Here is a 17,913-nt window from a genome sequence, read left to right as displayed (position 1 = left end):
ACAAAACGTGATGGCAGTGTGCTCAAGCTGATGCCTTGCGCCCGCGCTTGGCCTTGGGAGCGGCAGCACGTTGGGCCTTGATGCGCTCTAGCAACACGCTGGCGGGCTCATCGTTGGGGTCTTGCGGTACTAGTTCGCCACGAAATGCTTTGGCCAGGATGCTTTGGGTCAGGTGGTTGATACGGCTTTGGGCCGAAATGACTTTGGCTTCCAATTGGTCGGCGAAAGCGAAGAGTTGATCGACGCGGCGGACGATTTCGGTCTGTTCAGCCACTGGAGGGACTGGAATTGGCAGCTCTCTACAAATCTCAAGTGTCAGGTTGAATTGACCAGCTGTAGCTTTTGCGCGTGAGATAGCATGAGCGAGGACACTTTCAGTCCGAAGGCAAAGAGCAAGGTATTTTGAGGAAATTCCGTCGTTTGCACTAAATCGGGCGATAGCTTGATTTATATTCCATTCAGGATAAGTGGCAGGGACAATAGAAACCTTGCCCAGGGGTGGCCCAACAATATTCATCAGAACGTCACCGGGTTTAACGATTGATCTTTTTAGGTCAATCGAGTGCGTATTTACATCAACAAATGTCGGGTCGATGGAGAAGTCTAATGCACCTGTAAATGTCAGGTTGTAAACCTTAATAAATGGTACCTCACCTAGCCCTGCACTCATTTTTTCTTTTGACGGGGTTGTTCCTTTAGTGATGAATTCGCAAATGTCACCTGCATTCTTTAAAGCCCAGGTCACAGGGATAGAGTTGCCGTACGAAGACGTATTTTTGTCGGTTATCAAACTGGAAATTTGTGCGCGTAATGAGCAAGTTAAGTTTTCCGCACGCCACTCTTCAGTTAGTCTTCCGGCAACTGCTGCAGCAAGGACGGATTGGCGGAAGCGTTTGAGTAGCGCGGGGATGGCGTTAACTCGAAGAGTGAGAACATTTACCTTGGCCAACAGTTCTTCGAGTTTTTGGGCAATTCGCCTTTGTTCGGAAACTGGCGGAATAGGTAGTTTTATCTCCGACAATTTCCCCCTCGCAATCCTTTTGCGTGTTGTTCCGGAGGACTCCAATTCAATAGATTTTCGAACTATAGGAGAATTAATAAAGTGCATCAGGCATTTGTGAGATATATCAGGGGAGCCCGAGCGAAATAAAGCTACATCAACGACGGTTAGACAGCGTTGATTCAGGTTGGGCATCAAGCATGCACGACCGAGCGGGTCAGGCATGCGTGCAATTAATAAGTCTCCTTCCTCTAGCTCAGTACAGTTTAGTAGATGGAATTTATCATTGTTGACGAAGCGAGATGACTTGTTGATAAAAACACCATCGCCGATGTCTGCAAGTTGCAAAAGTCGGTTTTCGCCTTGAGGGTCTTGATCTTTGCTTTCGATCCAGTCCCCGTCAGAAAATAGGCCTCCTGTTGCAATTAGGTCATTGAGTGAGCCCAGTGCCCAGCCCTCTGGTAAGTCACTCATCTCCAACCTCCTTGGCTACCGCTAAGCCCATTACTTCGGCTATCAACTGCTTCTGCGCTGCCACCTCATCTCCCGCCCCCAGAGCTTTCATTAGTTCTTCCAGCTCATGCAGCGCCTCTGTCAGTTCAGCCATAGCCTCGCCGGCCAGGATTTCCGGGGCTGGCAGATCAGCTGCGTCTACACTGTCAGCATCCTTAAGCCAACTGATATCCAGCGAGTCACCACGTTCATTGCGGATGTAGTCGCGAGTAAACACACGAAAGCGGCTACTTTCGCCAACACCTTCGACATTCTCAGCGCGAGGGCTATTACCGTTGGCATCCTCGCCATAAGCACCTTCAAAAGGCTTGAGATACTGCGTCCCAAAAGGCGTGCGTTTGCCAAAGCTAGGCATATTGCTACGCAAGTCATAAATCCACGTGCGCTGTGTGCAGCCTTGATCCTGACGTGGATTGTCGGAAGTACCCTTCTGGAAAAACAGCACATTGGTCTTCACGCCCTGAGCGTAAAAAATACCGGTGGGCAGCCGCAGGATGGTGTGCAGGTTGCATTTGTCCATCAGGTCGCGGCGTACATCGGTACCAACGCCGGCTTCGAACAATACGTTGTCCGGCAATACCACAGCGGCACGGCCACCGGGTTTCAGACCGCGATAAATGTGCTGAAGAAAGGCCAGTTGTTTGTTGCTGGTTTTGTAGGTCAGGTCATCGCGAGTTGGACCGCCGCCGCCCTTGGCTGTACCGAATGGCGGATTCGAGAGGATCACATCAACTTTTGGCAGATTGGCCCCGGTTTGGCCGAGGGCATTACCGAGATGCACCACGCCCTCTTCATCACCTTCCATGCCGTGCAGTAGAGTGTTCATCAAGGCCAAACGGCGGGTGCCGGGCACCAGTTCGATGCCGATGAAGGCGCGGTTACGCTGAAAGCTGCGGTCTTTATCATTGAGCTCGTAATGATCATCGGTGTTGCCTTTGATATAGGCATCTGCCGCGATCAAGAAACCTGCGGTACCGGCGGCAGGGTCCTGGATGGTTTCCCCGGGCTGCGGTTTGATGCAGCGAATGATGCTGTCGATCAATGGGCGCGGGGTGAAGTACTGGCCGGCGCCGGATTTGGTTTCGCTGGCGTTCTTCTCCAGCAGCCCTTCATAAAGATCACCAAGCCCATCGCGGCGGGCGCTGAACCAATCGATCCCATCCAGGCTTTTGATCAACTGCTCCAAGTGGCGAGGCTCTTTCAAGCGAGTCTGGGCGTCGGCGTAAATCGCAGCGATCAGCGGGTCGCTGTTTTTACCGAGGTCCAATAGCATCTGCCGGTAATGATCGAGCAGGTTGAGCCCAGACTTGCTTGCCAGGTCGGGCCAGCGCGCGCCGTCGGGCAGTTTATGGGTAAATTTGTCGTTGTTCTGGACCTGTTCGAATTCCATCTTGATGAACAGCAGGAGTACCAGTTCGGTGACGTAGTCGCTGTAGTTGATGCCGTCGTCGCGCAGTACGTCGCAAAGGTTCCAGAGCTTCTGGACGATATCGGAGTTGGTCATGGGAGCTCTCAAAAAGGATTCATGGTAAGCGGGGTAGGTCGCGAAAATCGTATTCAGCCGGGCACTTGCCAGAACGGGTCATTCTGCCAGTCCGGCGGGAAGCCCATGGCTGCCAGGTTGATATCGGCGAAATCGTTTAACAACTCATGCAAACGTCTATCCCAACTGGTATGCGGGCTGACTTGGCGCATCAGCAAATTGAGGATGCATAGCACCGTAAACATACGGGCATGTTGGCCTGGGCGTTGTAGGTGTTGAGGCCAAGGGAAATTAACGGTTTTGGGCAGTTCAGGGCGGATACCCAGTTCCCGGTTCCACAGCCGTGCGTGATGCGCACAAATATTGCGGATGGTCGTGAGGGTATGTAGCCAGGATTGCAGCAATGGGCCGGGCAAAGCTAGGCGTCGGGCGATGGCCTTTTTGTCGGCATCGCGTGCCAATCCCTTGAACAAGTGCGAAAGCTCGCCAAGGGTGATTTCTTCCATTGCTGCCCAAGCAGGCATTAGGTCGGGTGTGTGGTAAGTCAATGCGTAATGGCGTGCATAGCTTTCCTTGGTACGCAGACTTTTGAGCTGCGCTTTGCGGGCTTCGGTCGCTTGAGACGCGTCGATACGTCGGCATTCACGCAGATGGTCCTGGCGTGCCTTGTCCTGCTTGCTGTGAATGCTATCGAGCAGCGCCTGATGACGATAATCGCGCTGAAAGAAGCGACTCTCCAGATACCAGTGAGCGCCATAATGTGGCCCCATATGGTTGCTGATGGCGGCTCGGGCCGCGACCTCAATACGTTCAATGGCATCAATGACTAGCAGCCGCAAGCGTCGGTCAAAGTCGTATAGGCGAGTGAGGGCCTGCAACCGCGTACCGGGTCTGAAACCGTGCTCGGCATCTTCAGAAATTTGGAAAGGACGCATATAAGGCGTGAGACGAAAGAAGCTAACGGCTTCGAAAAAGCAGTGCGCCTTGCCTTCGTCCAAGATAGTGAGCCCGCGTTGTTTTAGCAGGGCCAATTGCGCAGGAATATCGATGGCTGGCTTACTGAAAAGCTTCATGCGGAAAAACTACCGGGCATAAAAAACCCGCTCAATTTGTGCGTAGCTGCCGGAGCAACCATAGGCATGGCGGGTGTGTTGCGTGAGAGGTTATGCACAGATGTTCCGTTTTGCAAGTTTTTTGGCGTCGCAAGGATGAGTGGATCAGGGGACGCCTGCGCATCTGCGTGATTTCGCTGCTGCTCTGCATGCAGGGGTGTAAGGGCGCATGCCTTCGGTACTGGGGCTGCGGATGATGAGCACCGGAAAAACCTCGAGCAGTTCAGGCTCATCCAGCAGCCGACCAAAGATTATCGTTCAGCGCGTCCAGTACCAAGTCCAGTTTCCCGCCTAGGTTACGGTCCAGCCCCTTGAGCCCGCCATCGCCCCTAAAGGCATCATTGACCTGCTGCGGGTCAATCACCACTTCGTGCACCAGTTGCTTGGCCAGACGATCCAGCCAGCGGCGTTGAACGGGTGTCCAAGGCTGCAAGGCGTAAATCCCCTGCATGGCATTGGCGACGCGTTGATCGAATGGCAGTAATGCTTCGCCAATGGCCGCCTGGCGGATATAACCGATGATGCTGGCAGCGATTTCCTGATTGGTCTGATTACGCCAAGCGCTTTTCAGGCTGGCTTCGCTGAAACCGTTCTGATCGAGTAGCAGCCGTACCTCTCGCAGTTGTCCGCGCGTTAGGTCTTTGGGACGGTTAACCACGACGCCAAGAGCAGCGGACTGGTTGAGTTGTTTGTGGATGAACTCATGGAAGCTTTCCAGATAGTCCGCGGGTTTTTGGTATTGCCCATAGTTTTGCTCGCGCACCATCAGCTTGTCGGCATGAGGGGATATGACCGGGTATTTTTCTGAACCCAACAGGGCGCTCACGGCGGCCAGTTGGTCGATCAGTTGGCTATGTTGGCGTACAAAGTTAGCGGCTTGCTGCGGACCGAGCTCATGCAGGTGCTTATGCAGCTTGGCTGGTTCAACGCCCCAGATATCCTGCAGCTCATCAAGTTTCCGTTTAAGACCTGGTTTGTTCTCGGCCTTGTGTTGGGCTTTGCGCAAGATACGCATGATGCGCTGGCTGAGTTGATCGAGCACGTCATGGGCATGGCTGCTGTCTTCTTGGCTACCGGGTGCGTCGTGGCTTGCACTGCTGGTGAGTTCGCTGACCAGTTGCTCCAGCGAGATGTTTGGGTTCTTCACCAGCGGCTTCATGGTGTCGACCGCTTCGAGGCTGGCGTAGAGGTCGACCGGGTCGTAGATGCGGAACACGGTCTTGCCGATTTCGTCGCAACGACGGGTAGCACGGCCTTTCATCTGCTCATAAAGAATGCGTGAGCGGACGCGGCGCATGAACACCAGATTGCAGATTTTCGGCACGTCGATGCCGGTGGTTAACAGATCAACGGTAATGGCTATGCTGGGGTGCGGTTCGTTCTTGTAGCGGCGAATCAGTTGCTCCACCTTGTCGCTCTGGCCGGTAATGATCCGCACGGTCGCTTCGTTGTACTGCTCGCCATAGGCTGTCTTGAAGGCCTCATCAAGCAGGTTTTTTACTCGTTCCGCATGGGCTTGGTTGACGCAGAAAATCATGGTCTTTTCTTCGCCGAACGGGTCCAGTTCGTTGGCCAGTGCGTCGCAGATGACCTTATCAAAGGCCGGTGTTATGACCGTACGGTTGAACGACTCGATGTTAAAAGTCAATTCATCGTCCAGCTCCGCTGCATCGACCTCACCGGTCAGGGTATTAATCACGCTGACCGATTCGCCCTTCTCAAAGCGGATGCCGTGCTTACTGAGTTGGGTTTCATAGCGGATCGGCGGTTCATGATCGATGAGCCAGTCGTCAGCAACAGCTTCCCGGTAGCTGTAGGTGTAAACCGGTTTGCCGAAAATTTCGCTGGTGTGCTTGGCTGGCGTGGCCGTTAGACCGATACGGCAGGCATCGAAGTGATCCAGCACGCGACGGTATTGGGAGAGGTATTGGCTGTGATCGCGTACGGTCAGCTCACCTTCAGTCATTTCCTGATCGAGCGTATAACCCCGGTGGGCTTCGTCGACAATGATGCAATCGAACTCCCCTACGGACGGTGGGGCATCCGAGCGGAAAATCCGACTGACCATGGCTTGTACGGTGGCTACTTGGATGCGGGTCTCCGCTTCTGCGGCCATGTCGCCGAGCTCTTTAATGTCGTAAATCTGCCCCAGGGTGTGATTCTGCTCCAGCGTGGTGTCGTTGAACGAATCAATGGCTTGCTGGCCAAGGGCACTGCGGTCGACCAGAAAAAGGATGCGTTTGAAGCGTTCGGTCTTGAGGAAGCGATACATCAGACCAATGATGGTGCGGGTTTTACCCGTGCCGGTGGCCATGGCTAATAGGCAATCGCGCTGATTGTCAGCCAGCGCCTGTTCCACGGCCTGGATGGCCTTCTCTTGGTAATCGCGCAATTTGAGGTAAGCAAAACCCTCAGCTTTGAGCTTGGCCTCGGCTTCCGCCTGGCTGCGTTTGAGCAGATCTAGTAAGTCGTTTGGCTTGTGAAAATCTTGCAGCGGCCGGCGGGTATTGGCAGGGCTGCGCAGATCACGGAACCAAGTGCCGGACTGCTCTGCAAGCTGCTTAATAAAGGGACGACCGTTACAGGCGAAAGCAAAGGGCACGCGGAAATGGCTACCGTCACCATCGCTCCAAGGCTGTGCTTGGCCAGCTTGCAACCAAGGCTGTATATGCTCACTGGATAGGTTGAACTCGCGGGCATAACGCTCAGCCTGGGGAATTCGGTCGGCAATATTGATGCGTTTACGCTTGGCTTCGACGATGGCGATAGGCATTAGGCCAGTGAACAGCACATAGTCGGCGCAGGCTTTGGGGCCGCTGGTAGGCCATTCGGCGATGGCTTTGTTTTTACCTTTCTCGGGACGCGCACCTTTGCTGTAAGTGAGGTCGAGGGAATCTGCCTCCCATCCGGCATCGATTAATTGCTGGTCGATCAGAATACGGGTGAGGTCTTCCGAGAGGTCAAAACTGCTGCTGGCTTGCTGGGTTTTCTTGGCAACCTGTTTACTGGCCTGCGGCTGTGCGGCCAGTTGCTGCTGCAGCGCTTTAAGGCTTTGCTCATGCTCTGAGCGCATCTTTTGTAGGGCCGCTTCGTGCTCTTTGATCAGTTGCTTGTTGCCGCGCGACTCAGCATCCATTTGCTCGGCAAGCACAGCGTACTCTTCGGCTTCGCGCTTGAGCAGTTCGGCAAGTTGCTGATTGTTTTCCAACTGTTGGCTGGAATCGTTGAGTTGCGCTCGGAGCTGTTCGATTTGATTTTGCAGGTCGCGTAGTGGGGCGCTGGGGTCGCTGGGGGTAACGAAAGGGCCGGGTTTAAAGGACTGGGTGTTCTTGCCAAACGACTGGTGATACCAGATAGCTAAGGCGCGACCGACTCTAAGCCCATCCATGGCTTCACGATGCTGAGTGTGGAACCCATGAGTGGCTCTGTTTCCTTCAACACGCAGGGTATGAAACAAGCTGCGGATGTTTTGATCCAGCTGGATTTCGCGGCTGAGCTTGTACAGCAGATCGGACTGAGAGGTGTGGGTATCAAATTCGATACCGGCGCGACTGGCCAAGTCCTGGGCCAAAGCTTCGCCGAGTTGACGTAGTTTGATCAACGTTGTGTTGGGATCGCTGGCGAATACCTGTTCGGCTGTGCTCGCAAGCTTTAGGAAAACGGGATCGTGTTCCTTGAGAAAGGCGAAATTACTGCTGGCTGCCATGTTCGATCCTTCGGTTGCGTAGCCACTCTGCGCGAAGCCTGCGCTTTGATGCGTAAGCCGCGGTAGCTTAACGAAGGTAAGGCGAGTTTGGCCATGGCATTGCGCCATTCAATAAGCAACTGGAGTTGTCTTGGGCGTGTGGGATGGGTAATGGTCAATAAATGACGCATTAAAAAGCCGGCTTATGGCCGGCTTCTCGTTGACTGATTCAGTTCGTTTTTGACAAACCTTACCAGCCTTCAAAACGTACATCCGGCTCTCGCGGCCGGCTGTGGGACTTGGTCAGAAAGTGATCTGCCTTGTCGGTGCGAGGCGTGGGCTCGCAAATGTGGGGCGGAGGATACGCGGGTTTGGTTCAGAATCCCAGTGGTAAGTGGTGTGGAATCATTGGGTTAGGGTGATTCAGGGGAAAAGCAGGGGGCTGCTGCGCAGCCCAGCGGGGATAAATCCCCCCGCCACAAAAAGCTCCTGCCACAGCTCCTGCCACAGCTTCTACTGCAGTTCCTGCCACTGTTTCTGGCCTTGGGTGGGTTAGTCGAACACCGGCGGTCTCTGTTTGTTGAGGGTTGACCACCAGAACACCCAGCCGATCACGTGGATGTGTTGTGCGTCGATCTGCTCTGCGCTGAAGACTTCATCCGGATAAGCAGCACTGTTGTGGCTGCGCAGCCGCAGTCGGTTGCCGGGGATGCGGTGCAGGTATTTGATCCGAAGCATGCCGTCGTGTTCGAGGGCGTAGATTTGGCCGTCGACGATCTGGGTCAGGCCGCGGTCGATGGCGAGAGTGGAGCCGTCTTCGATGCGGTCGGCCATGCTGTCGCCGACCATGGTGGTGCAGATGGCGTCGCTGGGGTCGATTTCGAGGGATTCGAGGTGGCTGCGGGGTAGGCGGATGGATTGGTCGGGGATTTCGGTGATGTGGGTTTTGGTTTCGCCGGGGGCGATGGGGACTTCCTTGTAGAAAGGCAGTTCGATGTCCATGGGTTCCGCCACGCTGTAGACGCCGTCGTTTTCGGCGGCTTCATAGGTGGTGCCGGGGCCGAGGCCCAGTGGGGTCTGTGGGCCTTCGCCGGTGGCGAGCCATTGCGGGCTGACGGTGAGCAGGCCGGCGATGCTGTAGATGCGCGCAGGCGGGATGCCACGGTTGAACCAGTTGTTCACGTGCTGCGACTTAACGCCGTATAACTTCGCGAAGTCGGCGGATCGGATATTGGCTTCTTTGAGAAGGGCTCTGAAGCGGTCGCCACTGGAATGTATTTTCATAAACGGAAAGTTTAGGGGCGACTGGGCTTTCGGCAATAAACATGTCGTGCAAATTTATAAGATGATCTTTCCGTTTGCAGGAATCGAAACTGGCGCGTTAAACACATTTAAACACTGCCAATACGAAGTGGTATTAATGATGCTCCAGGCATAAAAAAACCCCGGTTAACCGGGGTTTTTTTCGAGTTCGACTCAGCCTTTGTAGGCGGCAACCGACTTGGTGATGGCTTCGCGGGCGGCGTCTGCGCCGGCCCAGCCTTCGATCTTGACCCATTTGCCTTTTTCGAGGTCTTTGTAGTTCGCGAAGAAGTGCTCGATCTGCTGGATCAGCAGCGGTGGCAGGTCGGTGTATTCCTTCACGTCGACGTACAGTTGCGACAGTTTGTCGTGTGGCACTGCGATGACTTTGGCATCGCCGCCGCCGTCGTCGGTCATGTTCAGGATGCCGACTGGACGGGCGCGGATGACCGAGCCTGGGGCCACTGGGTATGGGGTTACGACCAGCACGTCGAGGGGGTCGCCGTCGTCGGCCAGGGTGTTGGGGATGTAACCGTAGTTGGCCGGGTAGAACATTGGGGTGGCCATGAAACGGTCAACGAACAGGCAATCGCTGTCTTTGTCGATTTCGTATTTGATCGGGGCGTGGTTGGCCGGGATTTCGATCGCGACGTAGATGTCGTTCGGCAGGTCTTTGCCAGCCGGAATCTTGCTGTAGCTCATTGGGCGGTGCCCCCGTTAGTTGACCAGATGACTGGTCGGATTGACCAAAAAGTGGCGGCGATTATAGGCATATTTGGCCGCTGTTGCCACGCTACCAGGGTCTTAGGCTTTGTACGAAAAGTGCCTGCGCGACGATCAGGCTGTGTTGAAAACAGGCTCGGAATGCTCATTGACAACCAGTCAACTCCGCTTCCTCGCCTGTTTTCGCCTTGCCTGATCGCCGCTCGGCGACTTTTCGTGCAAAGCCTAGAGACCTTAGTATGACGCCTGATAGACCGGATCTTCGGCCTGAAGTTGCCGCAGCCGGGCCAATGGATCCTGGCGGTAGAACGCCTTGAGCTGTTCATACACTCGTGGATAGGCCTGGTGCAGCAGGTCTGGGGCGCTGAAGAAGTATTCGCTGGTGACGGCGAAAAACTCCGCCGGGTTTTCCGCGGCGTAGGGGTCGATGGCGGTTTCTGCGTCGGGGTTGTGGTCGAGTTGGCGATCGAGGTCGTCGAAGGCCTGTTGCATGGCGTCGGCCCAGTCGCTGACGCGCATGTCGGCGTGCAGCGGTGGCAGGCCGTTGGCGTCGCCGTTGAGCATGTCGAGTTTGTGCGCCAGTTCGTGGATCACCAGGTTGTAGCCGTCCCAGCCGCCGCTGGCCATGACGCCGTCCCAGGCCAGGATGATCGGGCCTTGGGGCCAGGCTTCGCCGCTGTGTTCGCCGTCCCATTCGTGTTCGATGCCGCTGGCGTCGCGGTAGCGCTGGGGGCTGAGGAAGTCGTCGGGGTAGAGGACGATTTCGTGGAAGCCCTGGTACCAATTCAGGTCGCCGAGGTGCATCAGCGGCAATTGGGCCTGGGCGGCGAGCAGCAGGCGTTGTTCCTGGTGCAGTTCGACGCCGGGCAGGGCGGTGAGGTGTTTATCGTGCAGGAACAGCACGCAGGCTTCCCGCAGCCATTGGTCTTCGGCGGCGCTAATGCCATCGAGGAAGCTCAATTGCTGGCGCACCCGCTGCCAGGTGTCATCGGCCACGGGGTGTTTGGCGAGGGTGCGTCGACGGCGCCAGTTGCTCAGGGACCACATGGCGATCAGCGCGGTTGGGCTTTCGAGGCGCGCTGGCTCAGTTTGCTGCGCACCACGCCAATGATCATCGGCAGCAGCGACAGCAGAATGATACCGATGACCAACAGCGACAGGTTCTGCTTGATGAACGGCACGTTACCGAAGAAGTAGCCGAGGGTCACCAGGCCGCCGACCCACAGGATGGTGCCGAGTACGCTGAAGCCGAAGAAGCGCGGGTAAGGCATTTTGCCGACGCCGGCGACGAAGGGCGCGAAGGTGCGGATGATCGGCAGGAAGCGCGCCAGGGTCACGGTTTTGCCGCCGTGCTTGTCGTAGAAGTCGTGGGTTTGTTGCAGGTAGTCGCGGCGGAAGATTTTCGAGTTGGGGTTGCTGAACAGTTTTTCGCCAGCGGTGCGGCCGATGAGGTAGTTGGTGCTGTCGCCGAGGATCGCCGCGAGCATCAACAGGCCGCCCAGCAGTACGGGGTCCATGGCGCCACCGGCGGCGACGGCGCCGGCGATGAACAGCAGCGAGTCGCCCGGCAGGAACGGCATGACCACCAGGCCGGTTTCACAGAAGATCACCAGGAACAGGATGGCGTAGATCCACGTGCCGTAGTTGGTCACCAGCATGTCGAGGTAGACGTCGAGATGCAGAATGAGGTCGAGGGGGTTGAAATCCATGCATAACACCTTGGTGGCGGCCCGGCTCGGCGGGGCTGGTGGGTCTGGCTTTGAGTATGGCTACAGGGTGTGTAGCTTTTTCTTACAAGCTGGAAAGAGCGGCATTATACGGTGGGGCGGGGGGAGTGCGGGGGGAGTTTGTAGCTGGGAATTTCTGAGGGAGTGGCTGGATGAGGTGTGGCTCGGACCGCTTTTGTGGCGAGGGAGTAAGCCCCCTCGCCACGGGAGTTAGGCCAGGGTTGCCGCGGGCAGCCCTAGGGCTCAAAGCCCTTCGCTGATCGGCAACACGTAGTTCTTGAACTCGGTGTCTTCCTTGAACCCAATCGACTCGTAGGTTTTCTGCGCCACTTCGTTGTTGCTGCTGGTGGAGACGCGCATGCGCACGGCGTTGGTTTCCTTGGCCATTTTTTTTGCGGTGCGGATCAGGTTGTCGGCGACGAGTTGGCGGCGGGCGTCTTCGGCGACGTAGATGTCGTTGAGGATCCACACGCGCTTGAGCGACAGGGACGAGAAGCTTGGGTAGAGCTGGCAGAAGCCGAGCAATTTGCTGTCGTCGTCATCGGGCAGGGCCAGGTAGATCACCGATTCCTTGCGGCGCAGGCGTTTTTCCAGGAAGGCCCGGGACGAATCCGGAAACGGCAGCGAGCCATAGAATTCCCGGTATTTGACGAACAACGGGGTCAGCAGGTCCAGGTGTTCCAGCGTCGCTTGGATAATCCGCATGGTAGGTCTCGTCTGCAAAGGTCGACATGAAGTCTGACAACAACGGCGGACTGCCGTGCCAAGATGCTGCCTGAAAGCGGATCAAAAGCGCAATTGCGATACAGGTTCAGCTTGGGGGCGGCGCCAGTAGGAAATTACCTTTCATATCGGCAGCGTTTTCCGACTCTAGAGTGTGAAGCTGGGCTTCGTCCTTCAGATTCACCCCCGAAAGCTGCCGGCGACAGGCCTCGCGCATCAGGTAGATCAGGCGATGGGCCGCCATGCCGTAGCTCAAACCTTCGAGGCGGACGTTGGAGATGCAGTTGCGGTAGGCGTCGGTCAGGCCGACCTTGGGGTTGTAGGTGAAATACAGCCCCAGGCTGTCGGGGGAGCTGAGGCCGGGACGTTCGCCGATCAGGATCACCGACATCTTTGCGCCAAGGCGTTCGGCCACTTCATCGGCCACGGCGACGCGGCCCTGTTCCACCAGGACCACGGGCGACACCGACCAGCCTTCAGCGGCGATCTGTTCTTCCAGCCGCGCCAGGAACGGCAAGGTATGGCGATGCACCGCCAGCGCCGACAGGCCATCGGCGACGACAATGGCCAAGTCCACACCGCCGGGATGGGCCGCCGCGTAGTCCTGCAGCATTTGTGCGGAAATGTCGTCGAGCCGTCGGCCCAGGTCCGGGCGTTGTAGATAGCTGTTGCGGTCGCTGGCCGCGCTGTGGAGCAACAGGCTTTCACGGCCGCGCTCGGTTAACTGTGCGCGAATGCCCTGATGATCGAACGCCAGGTGCACGGCATCGCGGGCCTGGGCGTGGGCGAATTGGAAGTCCAGTTGCGCCGAGGTGGGCAGGCTGGTGCCGGTGCGGCCCAGGGCGATGCGCGCCGGGGTCAGGGTGCGCAGGTTCAGCCAGGGGTTTTGCGAATCGACAGGTGTTTTATCCATGGGCAACTCACTCATAAAAATGCGGCTTATCCCAAATGCGCGAGGGCATGACGAAACGCCGGCGGCAGGTTGTCGCCGAACCGCACCCGGCCATCGGCCTGGGTGAAGATGCCCATGTTCGCCAGCCAGGTTTCGAATTCCGGCGCCGGTTTCAGGCCCAGGGTCTGGCGGGCGTAGAGGGCGTCGTGGAACGAGGTGGTCTGGTAGTTGAGCATAATGTCGTCGGAGCCGGGGATGCCCATGATGAAGTTGATCCCGGCCACGCCCAGCAGGGTCAGCAGGGTGTCCATGTCGTCCTGGTCGGCTTCGGCGTGGTTGGTGTAGCAGATGTCGCAGCCCATCGGCACGCCCAGAAGTTTTCCGCAGAAGTGGTCTTCGAGGCCGGCGCGGATGATCTGTTTGCCGTTGTACAGGTATTCCGGGCCGATGAAGCCTACAACCGTATTCACCAGGAACGGGTTGAAATGTCGCGCCACGGCGTAGGCCCGCGTCTCGCAGGTCTGTTGATCGACGCCGTGGTGGGCGTTGGCCGACAGCGCGCTGCCCTGGCCGGTTTCGAAATACATCAGGTTGTTGCCCAAAGTGCCGCGATTCAGGCTGAGCCCGGCGTCGTAGCCTTCCTTCAAAATGTTCAGGCTGATGCCGAAACTGGCGTTGGCCGCTTCGGTGCCGGCGATGGACTGGAACACAAGGTCCAGGGGCACGCCACGGTTGGCCGCTTCGATGGAGGTGGTGACGTGGGTCAGCACGCAGCCTTGGGTGGGGATGTCGTAGCGCTGGATGATGGCGTCGAGCATTTCCAGCATGGCGCAGATCGAGGCCGTGCTGTCGGTGGCCGGGTTGATGCCGATCATGGCGTCGCCGTTGCCGAAGAGCAGGCCGTCGAGGATGCTCGCGGCGATGCCGGCGGGTTCGTCGGTAGGGTGGTTGGGCTGCAGGCGCGTGGACAGGCGCCCGCGCAGGCCGAGGGTGCCGCGGAATTTGGTGACCACGCGGATTTTCTGCGCAACCAGCACCAGGTCCTGCACGCGCATGATCTTCGAGACGGCGGCGACCATCTCCGGCGTCAGGCCCGGGGCCAGTACCCGCAGGCTTTGTTCATCGGCGGCTTCGCTGAGCAGCCAGTCGCGAAAACCGCCGACGGTGAGGTGGCTGACGGCGGCGAAGGCTTGTTTATCGTGGGTGTCGACGATCAGCCGGGTGACTTCGTCGGCCTCGTAAGGAATCAGCATTTCTTGCAGGAAATGGCTGAGGGGCAAGTCAGCCAAAGCCATTTGCGCGGCCACGCGTTCGCCATCGTTAAGCGCGGCGATCTCGGCCAGGAAGTCCCCGGAACGGGCCGGGCTGGCCTTGGCCATCAGGTCTTTGAGGCTATCGAAGCGGTAGGTCTGGGCGCCGACCGTGTGTGCAAAGCTGGCCATACAGGTTCTCCGTGACGGCGCCGCTGGGCGGCGCCGTGGTTTTCGGCACGTTACGGCTTAGTGCAAGGCTTCTTCGGCTTTTTGAATGGCCGCGAATTCCTCTTCGGGCGTGCCTGCGACCAAGTGATGCCGACTGTAGAAAGCAAAGTAAGCAATTAACACTCCATAGATGATCGCGGCGCCGATCACCACCCGTGGATCGACCAAGAAGCCCGCCACCACGGCGATGCACGCCAGCACCAGGGCCACGCCCGAGGTGAAGATGCCGCCCGGCGTGCGGTATGGCCGGTCCATTTTGGGGCGACGGATGCGCAGGGTGATGTGCGCGGCCATCATCAGCACGTAGGAGATGGTCGCGCCGAACACGGCTACCAGAATCAGCAGGTCGCCCTGGCCGGTCAAGGACAGGCCGAAACCGATGATGCCGGGGATCACCAGTGCCAGGACCGGTGCTTTGCTTTTATTGGTTTCCGAGAGTTTGCGCGGCAGGTAGCCGGCACGGGACAAGGCAAAGATCTGCCGCGAGTACGCGTAGATGATCGAGAAGAAACTGGCGATCAAACCGGCCAGGCCGACGAGGTTGACGAAGCTGCCCATCCAGGTCGAGCCGCCGTAGGCCTTGGCCAGGGCTTCCACCAGCGGGTTGCCCGAGGCCATCAGCGCGTTCGAGCCGGCGCCGCCCGGGCCGATCACCAGGATCAGCAGGGCGAAGGCCACCAGCACCAGCATGGCGCCGATCAGACCGCGGGGCAGGTCGCGCTTTGGGTTCTTGGTTTCTTCAGCGGCCAGGGGCACCCCTTCCACGGCGAGGAAGAACCAGATCGCATAGGGAATGGCCGCCCAGACGCCGACGTAGCCGAAGGGCAGGAACGGACTGGCGCCCACCGCGTCCTTGACGGGGATGTCCAACAGGTTGGCGACGTTGAAGTGCGGCACCATCGCCACCAGGAAAACCCCCAGCGCCAGAGCGGCGACGGCGGTGATGATGAACATCAGCTTGAGGGCTTCGCCGACACCGAATATGTGGATGGCGATGAAGATGATGTAGAACGCCAGGTAGATCATCCAGCCGCCAATGCCGAACAAAGACTGGCAATAGGCGCCGATGAACACGGCAATCGCCGCCGGGGCGATGGCGTATTCGATCAAAATCGCCGTGCCCGTGAGAAACCCGCCCCAGGGCCCGAAGGCACTGCGGGCAAAACCGTAGCCGCCGCCGGCGGTGGGGATCATCGAGGACAGCTCGGCGAGGGAAAAGCACATGCACAGGTACATCGCGGCCATCAGCAGCGTGGCGAGGAACATCCCGCCCCAGCCACCCTGGGCCAGGCCGAAGTTCCAGCCGGCGTAATCGCCGGAAATGACATAGGCCACGCCCAGGCCCACCAGCAGGACCCAGCCCGCCGCGCCTTTTTTCAGTTCGCGTTGTTGGAAATATTCGGAGCCGACTTTTTCGAAGTCGACCGAGGACGTTGCCGATTGCGGGTTTGCATGATCGCTTGGCATAAGGGTTTACCTGTTTTTATTGTTTTTTGCCCTGTGGGAGGGAGAGCTCGCGATAGCTATGAAAGGGCGAAGCAGCATGAACTGCCCCGCCCTTTTTACTTAGAAGAACCCCAACGGATTGATGTCGTAGCTCACCAGCAGATTCTTGGTTTGCTGGTAGTGGTCGAGCATCATCTTGTGGGTTTCACGCCCGACGCCGGACTTCTTGTAGCCACCGAACGCGGCATGCGCCGGGTACAGGTGGTAGCAGTTGGTCCACACGCGACCGGCCTTGATCGCCCGGCCCATGCGGTAGGCGCGGTTGATGTCGCGGGTCCAGAGGCCGGCGCCGAGGCCGAACTCGGTATCGTTGGCGATGGCCAGGGCTTCGGCTTCGTCCTTGAAGGTGGTGATGCTCACCACCGGGCCGAAGATTTCTTCCTGGAACACGCGCATCTTGTTGGTGCCCTTGAGCAGGGTCGGCTGGATGTAATACCCGGTCGCCAGGTTGCCCTCGAGTTTTTCCACCTGGCCGCCGGTCAGCAGTTCGGCGCCTTCGCCCTTGGCGATTTCCAGGTACGAAAGGATTTTGTCGAATTGCTGCTCGGACGCCTGGGCGCCGACCATGGTGTCGGTGTCCAGCGGGTCGCCGCGCTTGATCTGTTCGATCTTCTTCATCACCACTTGCATGAATTCGTCGTAGATCGACTCCTGCACCAGGGCGCGGGATGGGCAGGTGCAGACTTCGCCCTGGTTGAAGAAGGCCAATACCAGGCCTTCGGCGGCTTTCTCGATGAAGCTCGGCTCGGCTTGCATGATGTCTTCGAAGAAGATGTTCGGCGACTTGCCGCCCAGTTCTACGGTGGACGGGATGATGTTCTCGGCGGCGCATTTCATGATGTGCGAGCCCACCGGGGTGGAACCGGTGAAGGCGATCTTGGCGATGCGCTTGCTGGTGGCGAGGGCTTCGCCGGCTTCTTTGCCGAAACCTTGCACCACGTTCAGCACGCCGGGAGGCAGCAGGTCGCCGATCAGTTCCATGAGTACGCAAATGCCCAGCGGGGTTTGCTCGGCGGGCTTGAGCACCACGCAGTTACCGGCGGCGAGGGCCGGGGCGAGTTTCCAGGCAGCCATCAGAAGCGGGAAATTCCACGGAATAATCTGCCCGACCACGCCCAGCGGTTCATGAATGTGATAGGCCACGGTGTTGCCGTCGATCTCGGCGGCGGCGCCTTCCTGGGCCCGCAGGCAACCGGCGAAGTAGCGGAAGTGGTCGGCAGCCAGGGGGATGTCGGCGTTGAGGGTTTCGCGCACGGCCTTGCCGTTGTCCCAGGATTCGGTGATCGCCAGGGTTTCGAGGTTCGCTTCGATGCGGTCGGCGATTTTCAGCAGAATCAGCGAACGGGCCTGGACCGAGGTGGCGCCCCAGGCATCGGCGGCAGCGTGGGCGGCGTCCAGGGCTTTGTCGATGTCTTCGGCCGTGGAGCGCGGGAATTCGGCAATGGGCTGGCCATTGACCGGGGATGTATTGGTGAAGTACTGACCTTTGACAGGCGCGACGAACTCGCCGCCGATGTAGTTACCGTATTTAGCCTTGAACGAAACGATAGCGCCTTCAGTACCGGGGTGAGCGTAACGCATGATGAGTTCTCCTTGGCTTTTGTGCTTATTAGGGAGCCGCGCAAATTCGCGCTGGTACTTAAGCCTAGAGCAAAGGTTGGGCCATTGCCTTGCAGGGCCCGGAAATCAAGACTTTAGGATGAGTTCGTCGGATAAACGGAGGGCCTGTGTCACGCTTGCGATACGCAGCGTGTGACAGTTTGTGC

The 17,913-nt window shown here is 57.9% G+C and carries 13 protein-coding genes; all 13 read right to left on the bottom strand.

Annotation, left to right across the window (positions count from 1 at the left end; all coding sequences use genetic code 11):
• Positions 1–22: 22 nt before the first annotated feature.
• Complete coding sequence (locus VQ575_RS23300; protein ID WP_325918496.1) at positions 23–1,474, bottom strand: restriction endonuclease subunit S; 1,452 nt, start codon at positions 1,472–1,474, stop codon at positions 23–25.
• Complete coding sequence (locus VQ575_RS23295) at positions 1,467–3,017, bottom strand: class I SAM-dependent DNA methyltransferase (protein ID WP_325918494.1); 1,551 nt, start codon at positions 3,015–3,017, stop codon at positions 1,467–1,469. Before VQ575_RS23295 ends, VQ575_RS23300 begins: the two co-directional genes overlap by 8 nt.
• A 53-nt stretch (positions 3,018–3,070) precedes the next feature.
• Complete coding sequence (locus VQ575_RS23290; protein ID WP_325918493.1) at positions 3,071–4,069, bottom strand: Abi family protein; 999 nt, start codon at positions 4,067–4,069, stop codon at positions 3,071–3,073.
• A 268-nt stretch (positions 4,070–4,337) separates the two neighbouring features.
• A complete protein-coding gene (hsdR, locus tag VQ575_RS23285; RefSeq protein WP_325918491.1) occupies positions 4,338–7,814 on the bottom strand; it encodes a type I restriction-modification system endonuclease in 3,477 nt (1,158 codons plus the stop codon).
• 531 nt (positions 7,815–8,345) lie between these two features.
• Entirely contained in the window at positions 8,346–9,077 is a 732-nt protein-coding gene (locus VQ575_RS23280) for a LexA family transcriptional regulator (protein ID WP_039594293.1), read from the bottom strand.
• A 192-nt stretch (positions 9,078–9,269) separates the two neighbouring features.
• Complete coding sequence (gene ppa / locus VQ575_RS23275) at positions 9,270–9,797, bottom strand: inorganic diphosphatase (RefSeq protein WP_003205933.1); 528 nt, start codon at positions 9,795–9,797, stop codon at positions 9,270–9,272.
• Positions 9,798–10,052: 255 nt separating this feature from the next.
• Positions 10,053–10,865, bottom strand: a complete 813-nt coding sequence (locus VQ575_RS23270) for a M90 family metallopeptidase (protein ID WP_039594294.1) — start codon at positions 10,863–10,865, stop codon at positions 10,053–10,055.
• Between the two features lie 5 nt (positions 10,866–10,870).
• A complete protein-coding gene (locus VQ575_RS23265; RefSeq protein ID WP_039594295.1) occupies positions 10,871–11,527 on the bottom strand; it encodes a DedA family protein in 657 nt (218 codons plus the stop codon).
• A gap of 261 nt (positions 11,528–11,788) precedes the next feature.
• Entirely contained in the window at positions 11,789–12,250 is a 462-nt protein-coding gene (locus VQ575_RS23260; protein ID WP_039594296.1) for a GNAT family N-acetyltransferase, read from the bottom strand.
• A gap of 106 nt (positions 12,251–12,356) precedes the next feature.
• Entirely contained in the window at positions 12,357–13,181 is an 825-nt protein-coding gene (eutC, locus tag VQ575_RS23255) for an ethanolamine ammonia-lyase subunit EutC (protein WP_039594297.1), read from the bottom strand.
• A gap of 26 nt (positions 13,182–13,207) precedes the next feature.
• The gene (locus VQ575_RS23250) at positions 13,208–14,602 is read right to left on the bottom strand and encodes an ethanolamine ammonia-lyase subunit EutB (RefSeq protein ID WP_325918489.1); all 1,395 of its coding nucleotides are present in this window, start codon (positions 14,600–14,602) and stop codon (positions 13,208–13,210) included.
• 57 nt (positions 14,603–14,659) lie between these two features.
• A complete protein-coding gene (gene eat / locus VQ575_RS23245) occupies positions 14,660–16,108 on the bottom strand; it encodes an ethanolamine permease (RefSeq protein WP_039594299.1) in 1,449 nt (482 codons plus the stop codon).
• Positions 16,109–16,207: 99 nt separating this feature from the next.
• Complete coding sequence (exaC, locus tag VQ575_RS23240; protein ID WP_039594300.1) at positions 16,208–17,728, bottom strand: acetaldehyde dehydrogenase ExaC; 1,521 nt, start codon at positions 17,726–17,728, stop codon at positions 16,208–16,210.
• Positions 17,729–17,913 lie beyond the last annotated feature (185 nt).

The sequence above is a fragment of the Pseudomonas frederiksbergensis genome (genome assembly GCF_035751725.1).
GTDB classification, from domain to species: domain Bacteria; phylum Pseudomonadota; class Gammaproteobacteria; order Pseudomonadales; family Pseudomonadaceae; genus Aquipseudomonas; species Aquipseudomonas frederiksbergensis_A.
The sequence above is the reverse complement of the archived record's forward strand: the minus strand, read 5'-3'. Positions and strand labels throughout refer to the sequence as shown.